Here is a 19,882-nt window from a genome sequence, read left to right as displayed (position 1 = left end):
TGCAACTTGTGTTTTTAATGCGATTTTGCCTTTCCGGAACCCTTTGGTATCCTTATATTTTCTACGATTTCCTGTACTTCTTTCGGCGGATCTGCGGTGAATTTTGAAATAATGATCGAAACGATAAAGTTAAGCATCATGGCGACAGTTCCAAAACCTTCTGGAGAAATACCAAACCACCAATCTTCACGGCCCCCGCCTCCGAACATATCGAACTTGAACTTGAGAATATAGAAGGCCATGACGCCAATGCCAAAAACCATGCCTGCAATGGCCCCTTCCTTGTTCATTTTCTTATAAAAAATCCCCAGGATAATGGCCGGGAAGAAGGATGCGGCCGCCAGACCAAAGGCCAGGGCCACGGTGGCCGCTACAAAATCCCGTGGGTTTATGCCAAAGTATCCGGCAACGCAGACGGCGGCAAAGGCAGACAAGCGGGCAGCAATCAGTTCCCCCTTATCGGAAATATCCGGTTTAATTTGTTTTTTAATTAAGTCGTGTGATATGGACGTAGATATGACCAGCAACAACCCGGCAGCCGTGGATAGGGCCGCAGCAAGACCACCGGCCGCTACGAGGGCAATGACCCAATTGGGCAAATTGGCAATTTCGGGATTGGCCAACACCATGATATCCCGGTCTACCGTGAGTTCGTTGACAACTTCATCCGCGACATATTGAATCCTGCCATCCCCGTTCTTGTCCTCAAAGGTGATCAGTCCCGTAGCCTCCCATTTGGAAAACCAAGCGGGCATGGAGGCGTACTCCTTGTTACTCACCGTTTCCAAAAGATTGGTCCTGGCAAATACGGCAATAGCCGGAGCGGTGGTGTAGAGCACCGCAATAAAAAGAAGCGCATACCCGGCCGACTTCCTAGCATCCCGTACTTTGGGCACGGTAAAAAAGCGAACGATGACATGTGGCAATCCTGCAGTTCCTACCATCAATGCCATAGTAATAAAAAAGATATCTATAACCGGCTTTGACCCATTGGTGTATTGGGCAAATCCCAAGTCCGTCGAGAGGCCGTCCAATTTATCGAGCAAGGATACGCTTTCCCCGAGGATATGGCCGCCCATTCCCAATTGGGGAACCGGATTTCCGGTCATCTGAATGGATATGAATATGGCGGGCACCATGAACGCAAAAATCAAAACACAATATTGGGCCACCTGGGTATAGGTAATTCCCTTCATCCCGCCCAGGACAGCATAAAACAGGACAATGACCATCCCGTACACCACGCCCCGTTCAACGGGTACTTCCAAAAACCTGGAGAACACCAGTCCAACACCCCTCATTTGGCCTGCCACATAGGTAAAGCTTACCAAAAGGGCACAAATGACAGCAACAGTACGTGCCAAATTGGAATAGTAGCGGTCCCCGATGAAATCAGGAACGGTATACTTCCCAAATTTCCTGAGGTAGGGGGCCAATAACAGGGCCAGGAGCACGTAGCCACCTGTCCATCCCATTAAATAGACCGAGCCATCGTAACCGCTGAACGATATTAGGCCGGCCATGCCCAAAAAGGAGGCTGCGGACATCCAATCTGCGGCGGTGGCCAAACCATTGGCCAAAGGCGGCACCCCGCCACCGGCCACGTAAAAATCCTTGGTGGAACCAGCTCTGGAGAGGAAGGCGATCACGATATACAGCATAAAGGTCACCGCCACCAAAATGTAGGTCCAGGTTTGTACCGTCATTCACGAAAAGAATTAGATCGACAAAGGTTTATTCATCAAAACCGTATTTTTTATCAAGTTTGTTCATCAATCGAACATAGATAAAAATGAGTATTACAAAAACATAGATGGAGCCCTGCTGGGCAAACCAAAAGCCCAGCTTAAATCCACCTATTTGAATTTCATCAAGACTGTCCTTTAAAAGAATACCAAAACCATAGGAGACCAAAAACCAAATGGAAAGCAATACGGTAAGATAAACCAAGTTCTTTTTCCAATAAGTTCGTGCTGCAGAAACCTTGTCCATAGAAGTTTTTACTTGCATAAATATAGGCAATCCTCACTAGATAGTGCAAAGTGGCCATAAAAAGCAGGTACTACGGCTATAAAAGGTTATAATTTAAGATTACGATGAGGCATCTTTCGTTTACCTTGTGCAGTTGCTCAATACAAAATACCCCATTGGTACAATTGTTCAGAATTTTATCCTCCCCATATCCCACGGCATATAGTAAATTGGTTGTTGGGACTCCCTTTTGAATCAAATAATCCCTTATGCCGTTCGCTCGGTTTTGCGAAAGCCTAAAATTGGTACTGCTCCCTCCCCTACTATCGGTATGTGCTTCAATTCGCAATTGCAGTTCGGGAAATTTCTGTACGGCAAGCACCACTTTGTCCAATTCCAGCGCTATTGCGGGGGTTACCTCCCATTTTCCTTTAGCGAAGAAAAAATCGTTTAACTTTAGTATGGTCTGTTCTTCCTTTTCCTCCACCAGGTCATCGAGCATGGTCAGGTCAATATCCAAGGTGGCTTCCTTTGTTTCCAAGGCCGCCTTGTCATAGGCCCTGGAAAACAATTCGTGCCTTTCCTTGGAAGCGGTCAACACCACTTGGTCTACCCATGGGATCTCCAATTGATACGCTCCGTCCTCCCTAGTGTACACTTCGGTGATCAAGTTGTTATCGGAATCAAAAAGTTTTATGGAAACTTTATCCACCCCTAACTTGGAACCCAGTCTTGAAACCTTTCCCTTAAAGACCAAGGTCTTCAATCCAGGTTTTTCGGCTACCCTAAAACCGTAGATATCATCACCTCCTTTACCCCCTTTGCGATTAGAGGAAAAATATCCCAAAAGACCGGTAGTGCCATCATCCTTAATGATGAACCCGAAGTCATCGGCGCTGGAATTGATCCCTAGGCCCAGGTTTATAGGAATGCTATAGCTGGTGTCTGACTGGAAGTTGGATTTATAGATATCCATCCCACCCAAGCCGTAAAAAACATCGGAGGAAAAATAGAGGCTGTTATCAAAAATAAAGGGTGCTATTTCGTTTCCCGCGGAGTTTATCCGAGGTCCCAGATTAATGGGCGCGGACATGATCTGTCCCTTGTTGGTGTACACGTAATAAAGGTCGGTACCGCCATAACTGTCATAAAAATTGGCAGCGAAGTACAATTTTTCGTTGGCGGCGTCATAAAAAGGGTAATAGAAAGAGGTGCTCAAATCCCGTAATAAAAATCCAAAAGTTCCATTTTCATCTACCTTGCCTATGGCCAATGCGTTCTTGCCATTATTATCAAAAGCCATTTGTCCGTCCTCCGCATTGGAAAGGATATAAAACAAACTGTTCAGATCAGTAGAATAAAAAGGTGTGGCCTTATGGAACTCGGAGTCGGGTACATCCGTAAAACGGTTTGCCGTCCCAATATCTCCGTTGTTTTCCATTCTTGCCACAAAAATATCGAGATAGGCTTCGCCAGAAGGGGCGTATACGGACTTGGAATCTTTTCCCCGCCCACTGGTAAACAAAAGTCGATCTTTATAAAATGTGGGCGAAAAATCGGATTGGGGACTATTGCCCGTAATATTAAAAAGTTCAAAATCCAGTTCAAAGGCATCCTTGGAACCCAACAATTCAAAATTAAAGTTGGCGTTTTCCAACAGTTCCTCGGGAAGTGGGGTGGTCTTGGAGGCCAGGAAGGCCTTTACCCGGTCTGTACCCGAAGTTCTACCCAGGCTAAGGAGCATCTTGTTAAAATAGTGATTGGAAAAGGGTTCCTCCTTTTTATACACTTCGATGTAGTTTTCGGAAGCGCCTTTGTAATTGCCCGTTTGGTAATAGGCATCGGCCAAATTTAATAGTTGTTGATTGGTCAAAGGCTTTTTCTCCTTTTCCTTGTTGTACTCCTGAATAGCTGCTTTGTACGCATACTCAAAGAACAAAATATCGCCCTTGGATTTTTTATCCTGTCCAAAAGATAGCGTGGTGACCATCAAAAAAAACACCATTACCGTCCTTGCTCGCATGTTTACCTTCATTTTAGAAAAATCTTGGGCTATCAATTTGTTTGGGTTTCCCTTTTTCGTTCCTTTTTTCCTTGGTCTTCCGTTGCTTTCCGCCTCCTTTTCCTAAATAGAACTTTAGGATGGCCTCATGGGAACCACTATTGAACTCCCCAAGCCCATTGGTATTGTAATCATAAGAATACCCTAAAAAAAGGCCGTCAGAAATCTGAAAGCCGGCCAAGCCGCTTACTGCATTGTCTATCCGATAGGAAGCTCCTATGGTCACCACATCACTTATCAAAAAATTGGTGGAGAGATTGATGTTTACCGGGGCTCCTTCAAGGTAGTTGACCAAAAATGCAGGTTTAAACTTCAATCCATCAGAAATATCAAAGACATACCCCCCTATGAAATTGAACTGGACCTGATCATTGACAAATGCCTGTACCTCCTCATCGTTGATCACGCTGGTTAAAAAGTTGGGCACGGAAAGCCCCAAGTACCAATTTTCCGCATACAGGAATGTCCCCGCCCCTACCGTGGGATAAAATTTGTTCAAGGTATTCCCGTTCAACAGGGGTTCATTGGGATTTTCAAAATTTCCTTTGGTAAAGTCCACATCCAATATGGAACCTCCAGCGTCTATCCCAAAGGCCAGTTTGGTATCGTCCGAAACATTTACCTGAAAAGAGTAGGCAATATCAACAAAGGTTTGGCTCGTGGGGCCCAACTGATCATTGACGGCGTTGAACCCAAGCCCGTGCTTTTCATTTGCCAAGGGAATGTTCAATCCTATTCTTGCCGTTTGAGGCGCCCCCGGGATATCTATCCATTGTGCCCGGTACAGCGCAGCGATCTCTGCCGTTTCCACGGAACCCACATAAGCCGGATTAAAACTCCCTATGTTGTACATATACTGGGTATATTGTGGTTCAATCTGTCCATAGGCCTTAGAGACCATGCCGTAAAACAGGAAGGAAAAGATAAGGATATTTCTATATAATGGGTTGCTCATACTCTCTAGTTCGCTTTATCGAATTATCTGTATCCATCCTTTTTGTACTTCCGTACCATCGCCAAGATCCAAAATATAAAAGTAGGTGCCATTGGGCAGTTGGCCATTGTCACCTGTACCGTCCCAGGTATTATCATATCCATTGGCCTCAAAGACGCTGTATCCGTACCTATCAAAAACTTGTAGATTGGAGGTCGGGAACAAATCACTACAATTCACCGTCAGGAAATCATTGAAGCCGTCGCCATTGGGCGAAAACTGATTGAACAGCGCACCGCATTCCAAATCGGTCCTAGGATTGACCACAATAGTCACCGAGGCCTCGTTGTTTTCATTGTTCCCGTCATTGGGGAAAGACGCTAGCAGGGTGGTGGTATTGGTAAAGGTACCTATAGAGGGCACTTGTACAGTAATTTCCAGGCTTGCCTCCCCATCCGCAGGGAAATCCAAGATTTCCCAAATCCCGGTATTTTCATCATAGCTACCCAAGCTTGACGTATGTGAGACATACAAAAATCCTAGGGGTATCTCTATGGGCTCGTTTACCCGAATATTGATCACCCTACTTTGTGAGAGATTGGTAAGGGTTAACGTAAAAACGATACGCTCGCCAATGGTAGGACCCTCATTGTCCACGACCTTATCCAGCGCAAGGTCTATATCAGCCGGATTACAATCCGGGGTCAGATTGGGATCACAGGGGTCCAAGGGGTCTGTCCCGTCGGTTACCTCCTGACCATCCAAAAGGGTGTCCCCATCGGTATCCGGATTATTGGGATCTGTTCCCAAGGTACCCTCCTCGCTGGTGGTAAGGCCATCATTATCGCAATCACTTGTCGGTAAAGGTGTGCCACCTATAGAGTCGCAATCATCCAGAGGGTCTGTATTATCGGTAACCTCCTGGCCATCCAGGATGGTATCCCCGTCCGTATCGGGGTTATTGGGATCCGTACCCAGTACGCCCTCTTCCGCATCCGTTAAACCGTCATTGTCCATGTCTACCATACAATCACTTATGGAGATGGTCAGGGTAACCGAACTATTAACGCAGGGAGCCTGTGCCCCAGTGGTCGTAAACGTGAATACATAGTCCCCGGCTACGAGGCCGGTAAAATCCACTATGTTCTGTGCATCTATGACAATGCCCCCACCCGATGGGTCGGTGGTAATGCTCCAGCTACCCACGTCCGCACCTGTAAGTTGGTTGTCCAGATCTATACTGGTAGGTCCTCCCGGACCTGCCACATTACAAGCTTGGGTGTCTGTGGCCGTACCTGGTGAAGGGGTTGGGTTTATGGTCGCGGAAACCGGGGTCCTTGCAGAGGTACAATTGTTGGCTGTCGCCTCCACATAATATATCGTAGTGGTAGTCAGAATTGGTGTGGTAAAAGAGGTTCCGGTAGCTACATTGATTCCGCCGGTAGGCTGATCGAACCAATTTAGGGTACCCCCGGCACTAACTGTAGCCTCCAAGGTCATAGAACCAATATCACAGCGGTTATCTTCGGTGGTACTATCCACGGTGGGTGTAAAGTTTAAGGTCAATGGGACTTCCAACAAAGGACTTGCACATAAATTCACGGCGTCATAGTAAAAACCAAAATAAACACCCGGTGCGGCCACTACGGTACTTATCAAATGTGCTGCCGTATCAAGAGGGTCACTATTCGTACTCCAGGTGAGAACGGTCCCCGCAGGAGCGGTACTGTTGGTATAGTCGCTAAGGTCCTGACTGATGACATCGCAGAACTCCCTGGAAACGGAAGCCTCCAAAATAGGCGCGTTAATACCTGAATTGCAGGGTTCCGAACAATCAATGACGGAAACCACCAGTTCGGGAGAGGTAGACTGGTCCGTGCAAGGGGCAACCGCGCCTGTTGTCGTATAGGTAAATTCGTAATTTCCCTCTGGCTCTCCATTAAAATTCACAATATTGGAAGCGTTTATAGTAATCGTTGCACCACCCGGAGCGCTTGTCAGGGCCCAGTTTCCCGCATCGGCGCCAGTGAGCTGGTCATCGAGGTCTATTATGCTATTGCCATCACCGTTAGAGCTACAGGCCGAAACATTGTTCACGATGCCTGGGGAAGGTGTGGTGTTCGTCGTTAAGGTTACCTCCAGGGTCTGACTGGCACAGGAATTTACTGCATCATAGAAAAAGCCATAGTAGGTGCCTGTGGTATTTACTATGGAACTGGGCAGGAAGGCACTATCATTGGAGGTATCAGGGTCCGTACTCCAAACCAGTTCGGAGTTGGCAGGTGGTACACTGTTCGTATAGACATCCAAGTCCTGGTTGACCACATCACAGAAAACCGTCGGTACCGGAGCATCCAATACAGGTGCCGTGGTTCCGGCAGCGCAGCTGTCGTCATCGGTAAAACTACTGTTGCCCACATTATCCGCGGCCAGCACGGCATTGGCGCTGGGATTGCTCAGGGTAATGCTCACCAATTCGTCCGCTTCTATAGCAGTATCTCCGGTTGTGGTTACTACAACCGTTTGCGAGAGTGTTGCCGTATTTGCCGGAAAGGTCAGGGTAGCTACCGTACCGTTCTCGTTACCACCTGCTATGGTATAATCCACTGTAATGGGGTTAGAAGGGTCGGAAGCGTCTATACTAACGAGAAAGTTGATCGTTGCCGGGCCCGAATCGCCCTCCGCTACCGGCGCAGGGTCATTTATACTAATGGTAGCCTGCCCATAGCCAAAGAAGCCCATGCAAAAGAGCGCACCAAAAAAGCCTAGTTTTTTAAGAAATTGCTTTGGGAGTAAAAAAACCATATCGTTATACGCTATATCGAGCTTTTTGAAGCTAAAAATTCAATCCATAGCAGCAAAACCAGGCTTGGTAAAATCGGGAGTCAATAATAAGAAAAAATCGGTGCTCACACTAAAAAAATGGGCTAAATATGATTTTATCTGTTGTACGGCAGCATCGGTTTTTCTAAAGTGGAAGTTCTGCCGAAGAGGTTTCCGCGGTCTGTTCAATTTTCCTCACTAATCCCTGTAGTACTTTTCCGGGGCCCACTTCCACGAAACTACGCGCCCCATCCTGGACCATTTGCTGTACACTTTGTGTCCATTTTACCGGTGCCGTAAGTTGCGATATCAGATTTTTCTTTATGGTCGTCGCATCCCGTACGGCCGTAGTGGATACGTTTTGATAAATAGGGCAACTAGGGGCCTCAAATCCGGTACCTTCTATAGCCGCCGCCAGCTCCTCTCTTGCCGGTTCCATCAAGGGGGAATGAAAAGCACCGCCAACGGGCAGTACCAAAGCCCTTCTTGCACCAGCTTCCTTAAGGCTTTCGCAGGCCGCATTTACGGCTTCCACATCGCCAGAAATGACCAATTGTCCAGGACAATTATAATTGGCAGGGACCACAATGCCAGGTGTTTCCTCGCATATCCTCTCCACTACAGCATCATCCAACCCCAAAACGGCGGCCATGGTACTGGGCTGCAATTCACATGCTTTTTGCATGGCCATGGCCCTCTGAAAGACCAGTTGTAAGCCGTCCTCAAAATTTAAGGTATTGTTGGCCACCAGGGCCGAGAATTCCCCAAGGGAATGCCCTGCTACCATATGGGGCTTAAAAAGTTCTCCCATAACCTTGCTAAGAATAACGGAGTGCAGGAAAATAGCAGGCTGGGTTACCTTGGTCTGCTTTAAATCCTCAGCTGTGCCTTCGAACATGATATCCGTAATGGAAAAATCCAAGATATCATTGGCGTTCTCAAAAAGCTCTTGGGCCAGGGGATATTTTTCGTAAAGGTCAAGGCCCATTCCAACAAATTGGGCACCTTGACCAGGAAATACATATGCAGTCATGCTTTTGGTTTTTTTGGTAAGGGACAAAAATAGGGAATATTTGATTTACAAAGTTGCCATGGCCTATTCTTTGAACCAGCTCGCATATTTTACGTAGTTATTGGCAATTCTATCGATTTCACCACGGCTCAGTTCCGGGCTGATATCCTTAATTTTTTTTGCAGGCATCCCAGCGAAAATAGAACCTTCGGGCACCTGGGTACCCTGCGTCAACACGGCTCCAGCCGCAATAATACTGTTAGACCCCACCACACAGTCATCCATAATGATACTGCCCATTCCTACCAAAACATTATCCCTAATGGTACATCCATGGACGATGGCGTTGTGCCCTATGGAAACGTTGTTCCCAATATGGGTCGGGGCCTTTAAATAGGTACAGTGCACTACGGCCCCGTCCTGCACATTTACCTTGTGACCCATTTTTATATAATGCACATCCCCTCTGATCACAGCATTGAACCAAATGCTACACTGGTCGCCCATTACAACATCGCCCACAATCACCGCATTATCGGCAATAAAACAATCTTTCCCCATTTGGGGCGATTTTCCATTGATGGTCTTGATAATCATCTTTTATGCATTTATTCAAAATAGGACAACAATTCCTTCTTTTTGGAAGCGGACACCAACAACTCCTTACCATTGGAAATGACCACGCTTCCGCCTTTTCCCCGCTTGTACTTCACTACCTCGTTTACGTTTACAAGGTAGGATTTATGGATTCGGGCAAAGGTAAAACCGGACAAAACTTCCTCGAAGTACTTTAGGGTTTTACTGACCACTATTCTTCTTTTTTCCAGATAGATCTCGGTATAGTTGTCGTCCGCCTTACAGTATAGAATATCCGGGACATTAAGGACCTGAAAGCCATCCTGTTGGGGTAAGGTAATCTTCCCTTCCACCTTCTTTAGTTTAGGCTTTAAAATGCGGTCTTCCAGGGCGTTTTCCCTTGTTTTGATGTCCACCACATAATCCACTGCCTTGACCAACTCGTCTATATTGATAGGCTTCATCAAATAGTAGGCGGCGTGGTTGTTCAAGGCATCCATGGCGTATTGGTTGTACGCGGTTACAAAAACGGTTTCAAAGCTTCGGTCCGGTACCTGGTCCAAAAGGTCAAAGGCATTGCCAAAGGGCATTTCCACATCCAAAAACACCAGATCGGGTTTTTTTTGTGCAATGAGTTCCAGACCTTCCTGTATGCCTTCTGCCTCTCCCAGCAAGTTTACGTTCCTACAATATTTGCTCAGGTAATTCCTTAGAATCTCCCTGCTGTTTGCCTCGTCCTCAACTATAATGGCGTGTAACTGCATCAGTCTTTTTTTAGGGTCAATATTACCTTGGTCCCGGTGGCATCCTTGTACAAATTGGTGATGCTGACATCTACCTTGTCCTTGTACATGTTATTGAGTATGGAAATACGCTTCTTGATATTCCCCATGCCCTTGGATTTTTGCTTTTTCTGATTCGCCGTCTTCAATTGGGTGGACTTTTTTCTTCCGATACCATTATCGATAACGCTAATTTCAATGGTCTCCTTGTTTTTTTGGGTAAGGTCAATATGTAAAAAACCCTTCTCCTCCTTGTAACGGAGACCGTGCCAAATGGCATTTTCTATGTAAGGCTGCAAAAGCATCGGAGGGATTTGAAAGGCGTCCACATCAATATGTTCGTCTAGCTGTATCTTATAATCGAACTTATCCTGGAACCTGGAATGTTCCAATTTGGTATAGAGTTCTATAAGCTCCAATTCTTTGGTCAGGGGGATAAAATCCTCCTCGGAATTTTCCAGGACGGCTCGCATTAGGGTAGAAAACTCGCTTAAATATCGATTGGCACTCCGCTCGTCGCTTTTGGCGATAAAATTATTCACAGAATTTAGGGCGTTGAAGATAAAATGCGGGTTCATCTGGGACCTGAGCGACTTCAGGGCCAGTAGGTTGTTCGCCAACTTTTGTTGCTTGTTGCTGCGATAGAAGAAGAAAGCGGCCAAACCGGTCAGAAAGAGCCCAAAAATCAGGGAATAAATGACCCATTTTTGTCTTTTATTGCTCTCCTGTACCAACTGCTGTGATGTCAGTGCCAGGTCGTACTTGCTCTGCGAAAGTTCACGCTCCTGCTCAAGGCCCGAGATACGGCTTTGTTTTGCTGCTATTTCCCGGTTAAAACGCGCCGCCCTTGAGATTTCCTGTTCTTTGCGCACGTACAGGGTATCTACCACGGCCACGTATTTTTGATAGGTTTCCAGAGCCCTTGTAAAATCGCCTTTGTTCCTGTACAGTTCGGATAACTTCCTGGTGGCATCTTTTTGAACGATCAAGTCATCGTCATCATCTGCCTCGCTAATACTCTTTTCCAAATACGGTATGGCCTCGTCCAACTTGTCTTGGGCAATATAGGCAGTGGCAATTTTGTAATTGATACGCTGTGCGGTAATGGAGTCCGGCTGGTTGGGGGTAGCGCCTTTCTCGACCTTCTTTACGTCCAGTTGGTTCAATTCGTTCAAACTTTCTTTTCGAAGTTCTATTTCCTCCCCGTACCTGTTTTTTTTATTGTAAAAATCGGCCACCTTCTCATTTTCCTGAATAGCGCGCTGTGGAGCCTGACTCCTGGATAATTTTAGCGAGTTGTTAAAGTATCCCTCGGCCTCTACCGATCGATCGTCCCTGGCGTATGCATCCGCAATTTTGGAGTTCAAATCGGTAATCTTTGGGGCTATCTGGTTTTTCTCTGCTACCGTTAGGCCCTCATTGTAATAGGCCACCGCATCATCCAAGCTGCTAAGACCGGTATACGTATCCCCAAGGCCCTCATAAAGCTGAATGCGTTGATAGGGGACCATTTTCTTCAGCTTCAGCAAAGGCAGAAGGGTGGCTTCCGCGTTGGCAAAGTCGCCACTCAACACATAGGTAGCACCCAAGAGCAATGTGGTTCGTGTAGATTTCCGGGCTTCCAGCGCATCTTTGTAATTGGCTATGGCCAGGTCGTATTGTTTATGGTATTGGTAGAGTTCGCCAAGGGTAGTAAGGGACTCGGCCAACTGTCTGTTGTTGCCCCTTTTTCCCAGGAGTTCAATGGAACGGGTTATGAAATCGATACTCTTTTCTATATCGGTTCGTAAATATTGCTTGGCAGAATCCAGATAGTTTTGATGCGATGCTACCGTTGTCACGGCCAATTTTTTTCGTTTGCTTTCCGGTTCATCGGTGGTTTGACCCTCCACAAGAATCACGATATCATCATCGTTCTTGATGATATGTCTGACCGTTTCAAAGGCTGTACTTTGAATGATCAGCTCATCGCCTGTTGCCACCCTGATCCTGAATTCGCCCAGGGCATCGGTTCGGGTATAGGCCCCTCCCGGGGTAAACACCTCGGCCCCGGAAATGGGCGTATGGCTTTCCTTTCCCTTCACAGAACCCCTTACCTCATACGTGGGCGCACTCCGTTGCACCTGCGCAAATCCGAGGTGGCAGGTGAGGAAAAGCACTATCGCTATGTTGCCCAACTTTTGCATACGTTACCTTTGAACGGCATAAACTTAGGGGTTTTCAACGGTTTTAAAAAATAGGGAATCCTAAGAATAAGGTCCAAAAAGCCCTTGTTTTTGGCATTTACGAAATCAAAGATCCGTTTCCCTCATTTAAAGTACCCCTTCCCTCATTGTCCTTTTTTTAAAAAAAAGTTCAGACCTACTTTTAGCCCATAATTCAAATAAATCCAAAAGATGAAAACAGTAAGACATATCACCAGTATTGGCATTTTGCTCCTATCGACTACTACCTTGTTCGGTTGTGAGCTCAAAACAAAAGCGGCCCCCGAACCCATTGTGGCCCAGGCCACGGTCCCGGAAAAACCCGCCAAGCATTATGTAAAGATCGCACTCCTGTTGGATACCAGTAACAGTATGGATGGTCTGATCAATCAGGCAAAAGCGCAGTTATGGGATATCGTAAACAAATTTTCCTATGCCAAATGCGGTAACGCATCACGCCCAGAACTACAGATTGCACTCTACCAATATGGAAACGACGATCTATCGTCCAGGGAAGGCTATATACAGCAGGTCCTAGGTTTTAGTGGGGATCTGGATGAGATTTCCGAAAAACTGTTCTCCCTTACTACGAACGGGGGCGAGGAATTCTGCGGCCAGGTCATTCACACATCGCTACTGCAATTGGAGTGGGGCAAAAATCCCGATGATCTAAAAATGATCTTTATTGCAGGCAACGAGCCCTTTACGCAAGGGAAACTCAACTACAAGGATGCGGTAACCAATGCCAAGGAAAAGGACATCATTGTCAACACCATTTTCTGTGGTAACTATGAGCAGGGCATCAACACGGAATGGAAAAATGGCGCCAAGTTGACCGGCGGCGAATATATGGCCATTGACCACAACAGAAAGGTGGTGCACATAGACACCCCTTATGACGATGTCATCATAAAACTGAATTCCCGATTGAACCGTACCTATATCTCCTATGGTACCATGGGGAGGGCCAAACAGAAATTGCAGATGGAACAGGATGCCAACGCCATGGATATGGAAGAGGCCACAGCGGTAAAAAGGGCGGTCAGCAAAAGTTCCCGCTTGTACAAAAACTCCCAGTGGGACCTGGTGGACGCGGTTGCGGAGGAGGAATTGGACATTTCCGACATTAAAACGGATGATCTACCAGAGGAACTAAAGGGCAAGTCCGAAAAGGAGATCGAAACCTATATCGAAGGGAAAAAGACCGAACGGAGCAAAATCCAAAAGGAGATCCAAGAATTGAACAAAAAGCGCGAGGCCTATATTGCCAAGCATCAAAGTGAGGAAGCTACGGGCGAGTTGGAAAACGCCATGTTAACAGCTATTCAAAAACAGGCCGCCAAGAAGAATTACAAATGGGATTAAGGTAATAAACAGGTAGTTGTAGGTTGGTGTTGGGTAAATGGGTCTGTCGCTCTTGCTGATAGGCCCATTTACATGTTTACAGGTTGACCGCCGGACATTTACAATCGTATTTTTTCTCTGTGTCCTGTCCAAAGTTATACCCCAAGGTTATCTGGTGGAAGCCACCATTGTCCAAGCGGATTTCCCCGGACTGATAGGAATAATTATAGGAAAACATAAAGTTCTTGTAATTTACCCCAACGATAGGGGTAAACAACTGTAGTCTTTGCTCACCAAAACTTCCATTGGCCTGGAACTGCGCCCCATCGAAACTTCTTCTGTAGGACAAGCCTCCCCATACGGTACCAAAGCTAACCTCCCTGTATACTTTGGCATTGATATCCACGGTCTTTTCCTGGGTAAATTCGGTCAACTGTAAAAGTACGGACGGCTCTATCTGCCATTCCCCTTTGCCAAACACATAACCCACTGATAGCAAATACCGTCGTAGGTTGTCAAATTCTATGGCCGTATAGAGATCCCGACCACTACCCAGTATGTTCAGGGCCGCAACATGGGCATAAAACTCCAAAAAATTGTACGACATGCCAAAATCCACGTTAAAATACCCAACGGTGTTTTTGGTGCCCGTAATTATGGGATCGGGAATTACCGATCGAAATTCCGTTTCATCCAAACTGCTCAAAATAGCGCCTGCACTCAAACCAAAGGAAAGTTGATTCAGGTTTCTCAAATCCCGGGAAAACCTCAAATGGTGTGCATAGGTAAATTTTATTCCCGTTTGCGAATGAAAGCCATTGGCATCATTAAAGATAATACCCCCAACACCACTTTTCTCCCCTACCCTAAAATGTGCATTCAAGGTTTGCAGGTTGGGTGCCTCATCCACGCTAAACCATTGTTTCCTAGCCGTAAGTCGAATCTTGCCCCCCTCGCCTATTCCTGCCATGGATGGATAAACCAAGTAGTAGTTGTCTGCCAGGTAATCAAAATAAACGGGAATTCCTTCTTGTGCATAGGATTGTGAGCCAAAAACGAATAAAGAAAGTAAAATCAATAATCGATTTTTCATTTGGGAGGTGGGGATAATGGTTATTATATCGTCCAAATATAAGGTATAACGGATGAAACGCTACATTATTATGTATAGGTCAGCTTAGATTTAGTTCGTATTTTTGTAAAAATTTTCAAGGCATGAAAGAGTATATGATCACCGTTGTGGAAACCAACAACCCGGCAATCCTAAAATTTGATACCAACCATTTTATTACGAAGAACAACAATTATGAGTTCAAGAATATAGACGAGGCCAAAAATTCTCCTTTGGCACAGCAGTTGTTTTACCTACCATTCGTCAAAACCGTGTATATTTCGGGCAACTTTATCGCGTTGGAACGTTATGATATTGTGGCATGGGAAGACGTAAAGGACGAGGTGGCCCAGCAATTGGTAGAATACCTTAATGCCGGGGAACCGGTAGTACTGGAGGAGGAGAACCTAAAAACCGTCCCGATTACCATCTACGCAGAACTTACCCCCAATCCTGCGGTCATGAAATTCGTTGCCAATAAAAAAATTGTAGCGCGCATTTTTGAGTTCAAGAACATTGATGAGACAGCGTCCTCCGAGCTCGCCAAACAACTGTTCCATTTTCCTTTTGTAAAGGAGGTGTTCTTTGACGAGAACTATATTTCCATCACCAAGTACGATATGGCCGATTGGAACGAAATTACCCTTGAGCTTCGGGAATTTATACGCGCCTTTCTCGCGGAGGGCAAGGAAGTGGTCTCAGCAGACATCACAACGGCAACAAAAACCACGGAAACGCCAAAGGTACAGGGGCAGCATGAAAATCTTGACGATACCTCGAAGCAGATTGTAGATATCCTGGAGGAGTATGTAAAACCTGCCGTGGCCAGCGACGGAGGTAATATCCTCTTCAAATCCTATGAAAAGGAAAGCAAAACAGTGAACGTTATTTTGCAGGGAGCCTGCAGCGGCTGTCCTTCATCGACATTTACCTTAAAAAATGGCATTGAAACCATGCTGAAAAATATGATGGGCGATAAGGTACGGGAGGTAGTGGCTCTAAATGGCTGATTTTGCCCTTTATTTATGTGCCATTCTGTGTTTTATTTGCTAACTTTAAGAGAAATCTTAAAAACACTAATTATGGCAATTTTAAAGGTAATAGAGGTACTGGCCAACTCTAATGAGAGTTGGGAGGACGCCACTAAGAAAGCGGTTTCCCAGGCATCCAAATCCGTACAAAATATACGCTCTGTATATATCCAAGATCAGAGTGCCATCGTAAATGATGGCGAAGTGACCGAATTCCGGGTAAACGTTAAAATTACCTTCGAGGTAAAATAACAGAAACGGTCCCTAACGCTTAAAAGCGCCCTATTGTCGGCGCTTTTTTTGTACAAATTTTTTCCCTTTTTACCTCTACCTTTGGGTATGTTAAGGAATTTATGCTGTATTCTGCTTGTACTAAGTGCATGGGCTTGCCCTGCCCAAAAATTGGACACTATGACCCACAAACATACCAATGCCCTGATCAAAGAGACCAGTCCCTATCTGCTGCAGCATGCCCATAACCCCGTACAATGGGAGGCTTGGAGCTATGAACTTTTGGAGCAGGCCAAAAAAGAAGATAAACTTTTGCTCATCAGTATCGGTTACGCCGCCTGCCATTGGTGCCATGTGATGGAAAAAGAATGTTTTGAGGACGAGGCCGTGGCCGAGGTCATGAACGATAATTTTATCAATATCAAAATCGACCGGGAAGAACGCCCCGATGTGGACCATATTTACATGGATGCCCTGCAAATGATGACCGGTAGCGGGGGTTGGCCCTTGAATATTGTGGCCCTGCCCGATGGTAGGCCCTTTTGGGGAGCTACCTATGTCAAAAAAGAGCAATGGATGCGCATATTAAAAGAGCTTTCGGAACTCTACCGTAAAAACCCGGAAAAGGTCATAGGCCATGCCGAGAAGCTGACCGAAGGAATCCGGGCCATCAACCTGATCGAAAACAAAACCGATACCGATGAATTTACACTGGATCAACTTGGGGATGCCGTTAAAAATTGGTCGCGTTACTTTGATACCTTTCTAGGCGGATATAAGCGGGCGCCCAAGTTCATGATGCCTGGAAACCTGGACTTCCTTTTACATTATGCCGTTTCCCAAAAAGATACAGAGGTTCTAAATTTTGTAGAGGTAAGCCTAACACGCATGGCCTATGGTGGTATTTTTGATCATGTGGGCGGGGGTTTTTCGCGCTACTCGGTAGATACCAAATGGCACGTGCCCCATTTTGAAAAGATGTTATATGACAACGGGCAGTTGGTGAGTCTCTACGCCAAAGCGTATGCCTTAACCAAGAATGAATTGTACAAAGAGGTAGTGGAACAGACCATTGCTTTTGTCATTGAGGAACTGACGGATAGCGGACACGGTTTTTATTCCTCGCTCGATGCCGACAGCTTAAACGAGGCCGGAGAACTGGAAGAAGGGGCTTTCTACGTCTGGGATAAGGAGGTTTTGCAAAACTTGTTGGGAGATCGTTTCCCCTTGTTCAAAGATTACTACAACATTAATAGCTACGGCCATTGGGAGCATGACCACTACGTTTTGATCAGGGATTCCGCAAAAAATGGGATAGCAAAAAAACATGGCATCGATACGGCAACCCTGGAAACCACCTTAAAAGATTGCCTGGACCTGCTTAAAAAAGAGCGGAACAAACGGAGTAAACCCCGATTGGACGACAAAATCCTTACTTCATGGAATGGGTTAATGCTTAAGGGTTTGGTAGATGCCTACAGGTATTTGGGCAAGGATGACTATTTGCAGCTTGCACTGAAGAATGCCCATTTTATACAAAAACAATGGGGAAATGCGGACCACCCCTTATTTCACAACCATAAAAACGGTAAAAATACCATTCCGGGCTATCTGGAGGATTACGCCACCGTAATAGATGCCTTTTTGGCCCTATACGAGCTTACCTTTGATGAGCAGTGGCTTTACCGCTCCAAGGAACTACTGGACCATTGTATAACCCACTTTTTGGATGCGGATAGCGGCATGTTCTTCTTTACCTCAAAAAAGGATGCCTTTGTCATTCGTAGAACGATCGAGACTGCGGACAATGTTATTCCGGCCTCCAACTCCATAATGGCCAACAACCTCTACAAGCTTTCCAAACTTTTTCCGGAATCGGATTATGAAGGCCTGGCGCGGGTAATGCTAAAAAACGTGCAGGAGAACTTTCATAAAAGCGGACGGAGCCATGCCAATTGGATGCATCTGGTCCTGTATACCCAGGAACCGTTTTACGAGGTGGCCCTGGTAGGGAAAGCCTACAAGGAAATGGCCAGGGAACTGTATTCCCATTACCTGCCGAACGTCGTGTTTACCGGAACCGAAAAGGACAGTGAATTGGCCGTGCTACAACATAAGTACCTGGAGGGCGAAACCTTGATCTACGCCTGTGTAAACGGTGCTTGTAAGCTGCCCGTGGCCCAGACTGAAGCCGCTTTGGCCCAATTGAGGCCAACAAAGACGGATTAAGTTGATTTTTGTTTCCCTTTTTGTTGATTTCAGTTGGGAATTTTTATTGCTTTGCACTTTAAATATGAACCTATGGAACAGCTCACCGATTACCAGCAACATATAGAAAATGCCATTGACTGGGTGTGGAAACTTTTACCCAATTTGGTAACCGCCATCCTTATTTTGGTTGTTGGCCTCTGGGTGGTGAAGTTCATTAACCGCTTGGTCCGTAAATTCTTTGAGCGAAAGGATTACGATGAGACCCTCGAAAGTTTTCTCCAAAGTTTTATCGGGATTACCCTAAAGGTCATACTCTTTGTGCTTGTGGTCACCCAATTGGGGGTAAAATCCTCTTCCTTGGTGGCCATCGTAGGTGCGGCCGGTCTGGCCGTAGGCCTTGCCCTTCAGGGGTCCTTGGCCAATTTTGCGGGCGGGGTGCTTATTTTGCTCTTTAAGCCTTTTAAGGTAGGGGACTTTATTTCGGCCCAAGGGGTAGATGGTACGGTAAAGGAAATCACCATCTTCACCACCAAACTGAATACCTTTGGCAATCAAGTTGCCATTATTCCCAACGGCCAGCTGTCCAATAGCAATATCATCAATTACAATGTGGAAGACACCCGGCGCGACAAAATTGATGTGGGCATTGGTTATGGCTCCAACATTAAAAAGGCAAAGGATCTCTTATTGCAGATTTGTGCGGACCATGAGGGCATCCTCCAAGAACCTGTACCCGAAGTCTACGTAGGGGAACTGGCCGATAGTGCGGTAACGTTGAGCTTGCGCTTCTGGGCAAAGAACGAGGATTTCTGGGCTGCCCATTTTTACGTATTGGAGGAGCTTAAACAGCGATTTGATGATGCCGGTATAGAGATACCCTTCCCACAGCGGGTGGTTCACAGTGTGGACTAGGTTTTTTTCCCTTGCAGGATAAAATCTTTTAGGTAATAAGGTTCAAAATAGGCCACATCCTCAAAATCCTTCCGATCGTACTTCAGGAACGACAGCGCACACATTTCGCGGGCAGAGGGCACCACAGCGGTATCGAAACAAAAATTGGGGTGTTGTAACAGTTCCTGGCATTTTGCCGCTCCGGAACCCACAATGCACACCTGTCCCATTTCCTTATAGTCCCCAAATGAGTTCTCATCCACAATCTCGGCCCGGGTCTCCCTGAGCTCCTGGAATTCCTTGTTAAAAACAGCGGCATATACTTCCATACGCCTGGCATCCAGGGCGGGGATAATGATATCTACTTCCTTGGATAGCGGTTGATGCGCCATACTTTCCAGGGTAGGAACGGCAATTAGGGGAAGGTCTAAAGAGAAACATAACCCTTTGGCGGCGGAAACGCCAATACGCAAACCGGTATAGGAACCCGGGCCCTTGCTAACCGCAATGGCATCCAGGTCGCCTAAAGACAGGGAAGCCTCTTCCAAGGCTTCCCGTATAAAAATGTGCAGTTGTTCGGAGTGGGAGTAGTTGGGACTATTTTGTTCCCTTAGGGCTATTTGTTGCCCATCCTTTCCAAGGCTCACCGAACAATTGGTGGTGGCGGTCTCCAAATTTAGTATATAGGCCATATCGGCC

Annotated in this window: 16 protein-coding genes; 5 read left to right on the top strand and 11 right to left on the bottom strand. The window is 46.2% G+C overall.

Annotated elements, in window-relative coordinates:
- Positions 1 to 14 precede the first annotated feature (14 nt).
- The 9 genes from ACRD67_RS04400 to ACRD67_RS04360 form a co-directional block, all read right to left on the bottom strand.
- Positions 15 to 1,706, bottom strand: coding sequence for a sodium:solute symporter family protein (locus tag ACRD67_RS04400; RefSeq protein WP_430965823.1), 1,692 nt, complete (start codon positions 1,704 to 1,706; stop codon positions 15 to 17).
- A 28-nt stretch (positions 1,707 to 1,734) separates the two neighbouring features.
- Entirely contained in the window at positions 1,735 to 1,992 is a 258-nt protein-coding gene (locus ACRD67_RS04395; protein ID WP_430965822.1) for a DUF4212 domain-containing protein, read from the bottom strand.
- 76 nt (positions 1,993 to 2,068) lie between these two features.
- Positions 2,069 to 3,994, bottom strand: a complete 1,926-nt coding sequence (locus ACRD67_RS04390) for an OmpA family protein (RefSeq protein ID WP_430965821.1) — start codon at positions 3,992 to 3,994, stop codon at positions 2,069 to 2,071.
- A 13-nt stretch (positions 3,995 to 4,007) separates the two neighbouring features.
- Complete coding sequence (locus tag ACRD67_RS04385; protein ID WP_430965820.1) at positions 4,008 to 4,988, bottom strand: PorP/SprF family type IX secretion system membrane protein; 981 nt, start codon at positions 4,986 to 4,988, stop codon at positions 4,008 to 4,010.
- Between the two features lie 15 nt (positions 4,989 to 5,003).
- The gene (locus ACRD67_RS04380; protein WP_430965819.1) at positions 5,004 to 7,772 is read right to left on the bottom strand and encodes a T9SS type B sorting domain-containing protein; all 2,769 of its coding nucleotides are present in this window, start codon (positions 7,770 to 7,772) and stop codon (positions 5,004 to 5,006) included.
- A 163-nt stretch (positions 7,773 to 7,935) separates the two neighbouring features.
- Positions 7,936 to 8,823, bottom strand: coding sequence for an ACP S-malonyltransferase (gene fabD, locus ACRD67_RS04375; RefSeq protein WP_430965818.1), 888 nt, complete (start codon positions 8,821 to 8,823; stop codon positions 7,936 to 7,938).
- Positions 8,824 to 8,886: 63 nt separating this feature from the next.
- Entirely contained in the window at positions 8,887 to 9,399 is a 513-nt protein-coding gene (locus tag ACRD67_RS04370) for a gamma carbonic anhydrase family protein (RefSeq protein ID WP_430965817.1), read from the bottom strand.
- 11 nt (positions 9,400 to 9,410) lie between these two features.
- Entirely contained in the window at positions 9,411 to 10,142 is a 732-nt protein-coding gene (locus tag ACRD67_RS04365) for a LytR/AlgR family response regulator transcription factor (protein WP_430965816.1), read from the bottom strand.
- Positions 10,142 to 12,346 carry a histidine kinase gene (locus tag ACRD67_RS04360; RefSeq protein ID WP_430965815.1) on the bottom strand — a complete coding sequence of 735 codons (2,205 nt, stop codon included), beginning with the start codon at positions 12,344 to 12,346 and terminating at the stop codon, positions 10,142 to 10,144. Before ACRD67_RS04360 ends, ACRD67_RS04365 begins: the two co-directional genes overlap by 1 nt.
- Positions 12,347 to 12,556: 210 nt before the next feature.
- Between ACRD67_RS04360 and ACRD67_RS04355 the strand changes: the two genes are divergently transcribed.
- On the top strand, positions 12,557 to 13,729 hold the full coding sequence (locus tag ACRD67_RS04355; RefSeq protein WP_430965814.1) for a VWA domain-containing protein: 1,173 nt from the start codon (positions 12,557 to 12,559) through the stop codon (positions 13,727 to 13,729).
- A 76-nt stretch (positions 13,730 to 13,805) separates the two neighbouring features.
- Here ACRD67_RS04355 and ACRD67_RS04350 read toward each other — a convergent pair whose 3' ends face one another.
- Positions 13,806 to 14,801 carry a PorP/SprF family type IX secretion system membrane protein gene (locus tag ACRD67_RS04350; protein ID WP_430966184.1) on the bottom strand — a complete coding sequence of 332 codons (996 nt, stop codon included), beginning with the start codon at positions 14,799 to 14,801 and terminating at the stop codon, positions 13,806 to 13,808.
- A gap of 122 nt (positions 14,802 to 14,923) precedes the next feature.
- On the opposite strand from ACRD67_RS04350, the gene ACRD67_RS04345 reads away from it, so the two are divergent.
- From ACRD67_RS04345 to ACRD67_RS04330, 4 genes are all read left to right on the top strand, one after another.
- On the top strand, positions 14,924 to 15,829 hold the full coding sequence (locus ACRD67_RS04345) for a NifU family protein (RefSeq protein WP_430965813.1): 906 nt from the start codon (positions 14,924 to 14,926) through the stop codon (positions 15,827 to 15,829).
- A 72-nt stretch (positions 15,830 to 15,901) separates the two neighbouring features.
- Positions 15,902 to 16,102 carry a dodecin family protein gene (locus tag ACRD67_RS04340; RefSeq protein WP_430965812.1) on the top strand — a complete coding sequence of 67 codons (201 nt, stop codon included), beginning with the start codon at positions 15,902 to 15,904 and terminating at the stop codon, positions 16,100 to 16,102.
- A gap of 159 nt (positions 16,103 to 16,261) precedes the next feature.
- Entirely contained in the window at positions 16,262 to 18,310 is a 2,049-nt protein-coding gene (locus ACRD67_RS04335) for a thioredoxin domain-containing protein (protein ID WP_430965811.1), read from the top strand.
- 72 nt (positions 18,311 to 18,382) lie between these two features.
- Positions 18,383 to 19,204 (top strand): mechanosensitive ion channel family protein, encoded by an 822-nt coding sequence (locus ACRD67_RS04330; RefSeq protein ID WP_430965810.1) that lies wholly within the window; start codon positions 18,383 to 18,385, stop codon positions 19,202 to 19,204.
- On the opposite strand, the gene tsaB is transcribed toward ACRD67_RS04330, so the two are convergent.
- Positions 19,201 to 19,875: a tRNA (adenosine(37)-N6)-threonylcarbamoyltransferase complex dimerization subunit type 1 TsaB gene (gene tsaB, locus ACRD67_RS04325; RefSeq protein WP_430965809.1), complete on the bottom strand. Its 675-nt coding sequence runs from the start codon at positions 19,873 to 19,875 to the stop codon at positions 19,201 to 19,203. The two genes, ACRD67_RS04330 and tsaB, sit on opposite strands and share 4 nt — an antisense overlap.
- Positions 19,876 to 19,882 lie beyond the last annotated feature (7 nt).

The organism is Eudoraea algarum (assembly GCF_050589645.1).
Lineage (GTDB): Bacteria > Bacteroidota > Bacteroidia > Flavobacteriales > Flavobacteriaceae > JBNGOQ01.
Note: the sequence above shows the minus strand (reverse complement) of the source record. Positions and strands in the feature narration are given on the sequence as shown.